At 57.3% G+C, this 3,615-nt stretch carries 4 protein-coding genes; all 4 read right to left on the reverse strand.

Annotated elements, in window-relative coordinates:
• The coding region (locus O3A94_17140) for an amidohydrolase family protein (GenBank protein ID MDA1357974.1) at nt 1–737 on the reverse strand (737 nt) is incomplete at its 3' end.
• Between the two features lie 27 nt (nt 738–764).
• The gene (locus O3A94_17145) at nt 765–1,850 is read right to left on the reverse strand and encodes an ABC transporter ATP-binding protein (GenBank protein ID MDA1357975.1); all 1,086 of its coding nucleotides are present in this window, start codon (nt 1,848–1,850) and stop codon (nt 765–767) included.
• 5 nt (nt 1,851–1,855) lie between these two features.
• The gene (locus O3A94_17150; protein ID MDA1357976.1) at nt 1,856–2,668 is read right to left on the reverse strand and encodes an ABC transporter permease; all 813 of its coding nucleotides are present in this window, start codon (nt 2,666–2,668) and stop codon (nt 1,856–1,858) included.
• Complete coding sequence (locus O3A94_17155; GenBank protein MDA1357977.1) at nt 2,665–3,567, reverse strand: ABC transporter permease; 903 nt, start codon at nt 3,565–3,567, stop codon at nt 2,665–2,667. The genes O3A94_17150 and O3A94_17155 overlap by 4 nt, the downstream gene beginning before the upstream one ends.
• Nucleotides 3,568–3,615 lie beyond the last annotated feature (48 nt).

Raw genomic sequence — 3,615 nt, forward strand, 5'->3', positions numbered from 1 at the left:
AGGATGTGGGTATGGAAGGCTGTGCCATGTGCTTGGGCTAGAGCATTCGCCGCTTCCATCAACTCGACGGTGCAGCGTTGCGGCCCTGAGGGCGCCACCATGAATCGGAGGCGCCCGTCGGCGCGGCCGTGATAGAGCGAAAATGCCTCCTCGGCGAAGGCGACATATTCGGCCACCGTCGGCGGTTTGCCGGCATTGACCTGTTGCAACAGATCGGCCGGCAGGATCTCGCCAAGGAAGGGAATGGTATCTGCGATCGGCCGATCGATGACATGCCCCGACACATTGGCGCGGATGCCGGCATCGTCATAAGCCTGGTAAATGCTGCCCAAAGTTTCCATGGTTTGCAGCGGCGCCTCGAGAATATCATCGGCCAGGAAGGTGACGCCGTTCCTGAGTGCGTCCATGGCGATCAGCATCGTGCGAAGATAAAGTGCCCGCGGTGCTAATTGTCCGTCACCGACGAGAAAATAGGCCAGCGTCATCCACATTTCGAGCGGCAGGTTCTCATAGCGTCCACGAAACAGCGCTTCCGGCGTATGGATATGGGCGTTGACGAAGCCCGGTGTCACCAGCTTGTCATGCCCATCGATGATGATATCGGCTTCCGCCTCAGGTAACGCCGCGCCCATCGCGACAATGCGCTGGCCCTCGATCAGGATATCGCCGTCAAAAGTCTCGCTGCCGTGCGCAGCGTCCATGGCGATAATCTTGGCGCCCTTGATGTGGATGGTCATTCTATTTCCCTTGCTACTTTGGCCGCCTCAAACGGGCGGCAAAACATATGTGTCTTCGGGCCGCCAGGACGCATAAAGCTTGCTGCCTGCGGTGAAGTCGAGCGCATCCAGTTCGTGCTGTTGCTTCTGCACACGAAATACCGTGCCCTCGCCAATATCGAGATAAAGCGTAATTACCGAGCCGATGAACTCCTCACTGATCAGTTCGCCGACCATCACATTTTCATACTCGCCGGCCGTATCGGATACTGCCGCAAGATCAGCGCTGACCACCAGTTCGAGCACATCGCCTTTGGCCGGCGCCGGGTCGGGCGTCGGGACGCTGAAGCTGCCATGCGGCGTATCGACCGTCACACGGCCTTCGCCCATAGAAGATACCGTGCCGGTGAGAATATTGTTGCTGCCGACGAACTCAGCGACGAAATGATTAGCCGGCGCGCGATAGACCTCGCGCGGGCTGCCGATCTGCTGGATCAGGCCGCCATTCATGATCGCCACGCGGCTCGCCATGGCGAAGGCTTCGGACTGATTATGGGTGACATAGGCGAAGGTGATACCGAGCTGTTTTTGCAGCTGGGTGATCTCCGACTGCATGCGTACCCGGAGATGGGCGTCGAGCGCGCTTAAAGGTTCGTCGAGCAGCAGAATTTCCGGCTCGGTCACCAAGGCGCGGGCGATGGCGACACGCTGGCGCTCACCACCCGAAAGCTGCGCGATGTTGCGGTTGGCATACTGCGCGAGGCTCATGCGTTCCAGCCAATTCATCGCGCGTTCGCGCCGCTCGCGCGCCCCGACGCGGCGCATCTTGAGGCCGAACTCGACATTGCGCACAACATTCAAATGCGGGAACAGCGCCAAATTCTGCCACACCAGCGGCGTGTCGCGCTGCCACGGCTTGAGCTCGTTCATGCGCGTACCGTTGAGACGGATTTCACCTTCGCTGGGCTGTTCCAAGCCGGCGATCATTCTGAGCGTTGTCGTCTTGCCACAACCCGATGGGCCCATGATGGCGAGAAACTCACCGCGGCTGATTTGCAGATCGATGCCGTCAACAGCGACATGACTGCCGAAACGCTTCACCACTTTATCGAGTACGAGTAGGGCTTCTGACATGTTTCTTACTCTCCGGCGGCTTTACGGCGCTGGCTGGAGCCGCGCGACAATAACAGGATTTGCGCCAGAATCACCAAGGCCATGGAAATGGTGAAAACAATGCTGCCAATGGCGTTGATGCGCGGGCTCACCTGCCCCTGCAAAAGCGCCAACACGCGCACTGGCAAGGTTTCGGTCACGCCACCGGTGAAGAAGGCGATCAAATATTCGTCGAACGAAACCGCCATGGTGAGGGCCAGCGCGGCAAAGATTGACGGCAGGGTAAAGGGTAGGATGACGTCCCGCATGGCGCGCCACGAATTGGCGCCCAAGTTCCACGCCGCGCTCTCAAGGTCGGGGTTCATTTGCGCTAGGCGAAGGCGGATCAACGCCATAGCAAAGGGAATGCAATAGACGACATGGGCGAGGACGACCGAGTACAGCTCGCCGACCAGGCTGATGCGGCTTAGATACATCAGCATCACAAGGCCCAGGATCAGCACCGGAATAGTCGGTGGCAGCAACGCCAAGGCGAGATAGAAATTCTTACCAAAAAAACGATAGCGATAATCGGTGTAGGCGGCGGCGAAGCCGATAAACGTCGATATCACCGCGACGATCACGCCGGCTTTCAAGCTATTCCAGAAGGCGGTCGGCACCGGCGCTTCAGCCACGATCAACTCATACCATTGAGTACTGATGCCGTTCAGCGGCAACGTTGGATAGCGGTTGGGGCTGAACGAGAAAATGAAACTGATGACGATCGGGATGAAGATAAAAATCAACGCCAAAAAGAACCAGCCGCGCAATGCATAGGCGATGATGCGGTCGGCGCTCATGTCTTCGCTTTCTTGACGCCATAGGCAAAATAGAGTGCGGTGAAGGCGACGACGATCAACGTCAGCACCATAACCACCGCCACGACAGCGGCGCGCGGCCAGTTGTTGCCCTGTTTGACGGTGTCGACGATCAGGATGCTCAAGGTCGGTGGCTTACTGCCGCCGAGCGATACCGGGCTCACAACATCACCAAAACATAGGATAAACGCGAACGTACCGGCGAGGATAATACCGGTCTTGGCGGAAGGTACGATCACCAAAAACACAGTTTTTAGGCGGCCACATCCAAGATTATGCGCCGCTTCGATCAAATCCTTACTCACATTGGACATGCTGAAAAACTGCAACAGGATCACCAGCGGCAGGGTCAAGGTCAGATACCCAACCATCGACCCAAACAGAGTATTCAGCATGTCGAACGGCCCCAACCCGACCAGACCGAACACGCTGTTCAACAGACCATTGTCGGAAATCACCGTCTGCCAGGAATAAACGCGCACCAAATAGCTGGTGAAAAAAGGCGTGATCAACATGAACAGGCCGACGCGTTGAAACACCGGAGACGCTTTGAAGGCCAGGGCATAGGATGCCGGAAAAGCCAACACGCTACAGACCACCGCCGCCAACGCGCCGTACCAAAGGGTACGAAAATAGGTATCGATGACGTAGCTTTTGGAAAACACATTGACCCAATTGACGGTATCGAAAGCGGGTTCAAGCCGGAAATTCTTAACCGTCCAGAAAGTCATCACAACGAGGAAAACAAGCGGCGCTAGAAAAAACGCCAATTGCCACAGCGCCAGCGGCAGACCCCAGAACAGGGCATATCCATCGGCATTGCGCAAGGCAGCCCCGGCGCGTTGAGCGGCGGCCGGTTTTTTAGTGGCACTACTGGCCATAGGGGTACATTTGGGCGGCGATTAACTGCGGCGGAAAAGAAAAACGGG

The sequence above is a fragment of the Pseudomonadota bacterium genome, from assembly GCA_027624955.1.
Classification (GTDB): Bacteria; Pseudomonadota; Alphaproteobacteria; order UBA828; family UBA828; genus PTKB01.

Bases quoted from the DNA above. Each gene is read 5' to 3' on its own strand.
- O3A94_17145 (MDA1357975.1), bottom strand. From the start codon at position 1,850: ATGTCAGAAGCCCTACTCGTACTCGATAAAGTGGTGAAGCGTTTCGGC.
- O3A94_17150 (MDA1357976.1), bottom strand. From the start codon at position 2,668: ATGAGCGCCGACCGCATCATCGCCTATGCATTGCGCGGCTGGTTCTTT.
- O3A94_17155 (MDA1357977.1), bottom strand. From the start codon at position 3,567: ATGGCCAGTAGTGCCACTAAAAAACCGGCCGCCGCTCAACGCGCCGGG.